This window comes from Allobosea rubneri (assembly GCF_032464875.1).
GTDB classification, from domain to species: Bacteria; Pseudomonadota; Alphaproteobacteria; order Rhizobiales; family Beijerinckiaceae; genus Allobosea; species Allobosea rubneri.
In genome coordinates, this window is the sequence record NZ_JAWDID010000119.1 from 1 (window position 1) to 1,887 (window position 1,887).

The following is a 1,887-nucleotide window of genomic DNA, read 5'->3' on the forward strand; positions in this document are numbered from 1 at the left end:
CAAGCCAACAAAGCACTCCATCGCTCTTCTCCCTGATCCGCTGGGCTGGATCGGTGGAGCCTAAAGCGCATCGGCCACCGCCGCATCGCATCCGCGACGCGAGCCCAATGGCCCAACCTTTTTTGTTTTGTGCCGCGCTTCGGCCTGCTTGTCTGACCGATACCTCCCTGAGGCCTCATCCTGAGGAGCGATCGCAGATCGCGTCTCGAAGGATGCTCCAGGAGGTTCCGGCGCCAGCGCGAGCGCCCTTCGAGACGGCCCTGCGGGCCTCCTCAGAACGAGGGTTGGCGATCCGGGCCTGGTTGTAGGAAGGGCGATGCATGCTCTGCTGACGCGTCCTGTCGGTCAAGAATGCGCTCCTGTCGTCAGCGAAGGAGGAGAGCCATGCCGACCATCCTGACCGGCGGCTGCCAGTGCGGCGCCGTGCGCTATCGTCTGAAGACGCCGCCGCATGAGGTTTCGGTCTGCTTCTGCCGGATGTGCCAGAAGGCGGCAGGCAGCTATTTCGGCGCCTTCGCCAGCTCGCGCATCGGCGATGTCGAGTGGACGCGCGGCCGGCCGGCGATCTTCAACTCGTCGGAGGTCGCCGAGCGCGGCTTCTGCCGCGATTGCGGCACGCCGCTGACTTTCAGCTATCCGAGCCTCGGCTCGCTCTCGGTCTCGGTTGGAAGCCTCGACGATGCCGCGGCGTTCCAACCAAGCCATGCCTACAGCATCGAGGGCAGGCCGGCCTGGTTCGACGAGCTCTGCCGGCTCGAAGGCTCACGTACCGAGGACGATATCGCGCCGGGTCTGCCGGAGTATCGCTCGCGCCAGCATCCCGACCACGACACCTGAAAGGAGTCGCTCAGGCGGCGCGCTCCTCGGCGAGCGAGCGCAGGTAGTGCTCTGCCTGCTGGTAATGGCGTTCCGCTTCGATGCGGTCGCCCGCTAGGGCTGCGGCCTGCGCCAGGGTGAGGCAACGCTCATAAGCCTGGCGCAGCGCGACCGGGCCTAGGTTGCCGCGCTGGGGCCGCGGGGCAGGGCGGGACATCAGGGTTCTCGGGCGGCGATCGTTCATCGCTGCCTCCTTTATCCGAGGATCTCGGCGACGATCTTGCGGAGTTCCTCGCGGCTGAGACCGCAGGGCTGCGGCTTCCAGTCGGGGTGGGCCCTCCGCGGTGTCATGGCGATCGTGGCGTTGTGCTGGGTCTGGTTGTTCTTGGTGTTGATCTCAGTGTGTTTTTTCATTGGAATCCATATCGGCGCCCGGCTAGGCCGGGCGTTAGTCAGGGTGGAAAAGGTCGAACGCAGGAGGAGCGGTTCGCTGCACCGGGCAGCGATCAAACTTCTGAGTTTGCCGCGGCGAAAGGGCTCGTCTCTCGATCTCGAGGACTGGAGCCAGCCGAACTCTTCTGGTCGACGCATCGTGTCTAGCAACGCAATGTGGCGAATTAAGGTTCCCGGGATCGCGCGGGAAATTCGCCGGGCGCTGCCTCACTCCACGACGATCTCACTCCACGACGATTTCCTGGCGGGCGAGAATGCGCGGCCCGCTGAGGGGCGCGTTCATCACATAGCGCAGCTCGTACAAGCCCGCCTCCGCCGGCGCCTCGAGCGTGTCCTCGACATTCTCGGCCGGATAGAAGCTCGGTCCCTCGGCCTCGACCGGCTCGCCGGGCTTGGCCAGCACGACCCGGTCGCGGTCGCCATTGGGGCCGATGCCGCGAACGGGCAGGGCCTGCGAACGCCCGACGCGGCGGGGTGCGGCCAGCGTCGCCTCCGGTGCCGTCGTGGTCAGCGTCTGGCGCAGCAGGATCACCGGCTTGCCATCGGTCTCGCCGAGCAAGCGCAATTCGAAGCTGCCGGTCTCGCCGGGGGCGGGCAGGGCGAGCACCGAGGCGGAAC

At 66.5% G+C, this 1,887-nt stretch carries 4 protein-coding genes; 1 reads left to right on the forward strand and 3 read right to left on the reverse strand.

Annotation, left to right across the window (positions count from 1 at the left end):
* Positions 1 to 384 precede the first annotated feature (384 nt).
* Entirely contained in the window at positions 385 to 837 is a 453-nt protein-coding gene (locus RKE40_RS29505) for a GFA family protein (protein ID WP_316021713.1), read from the forward strand.
* A 10-nt stretch (positions 838 to 847) separates the two neighbouring features.
* Here the strand turns inward: RKE40_RS29505 and RKE40_RS29510 are convergent, their stop codons facing one another.
* The 3 genes from RKE40_RS29510 to RKE40_RS29520 form a co-directional block, all read right to left on the reverse strand.
* Positions 848 to 1,060 carry a DUF4167 domain-containing protein gene (locus RKE40_RS29510; RefSeq protein ID WP_316021714.1) on the reverse strand — a complete coding sequence of 71 codons (213 nt, stop codon included), beginning with the start codon at positions 1,058 to 1,060 and terminating at the stop codon, positions 848 to 850.
* Positions 1,061 to 1,071: 11 nt separating this feature from the next.
* The gene (locus RKE40_RS29515) at positions 1,072 to 1,230 is read right to left on the reverse strand and encodes a hypothetical protein (RefSeq protein ID WP_157089626.1); all 159 of its coding nucleotides are present in this window, start codon (positions 1,228 to 1,230) and stop codon (positions 1,072 to 1,074) included.
* A 262-nt stretch (positions 1,231 to 1,492) separates the two neighbouring features.
* Positions 1,493 to 1,887: hypothetical protein (locus RKE40_RS29520; protein WP_316021715.1), on the reverse strand; the 395-nt coding region annotated here is incomplete at its 5' end.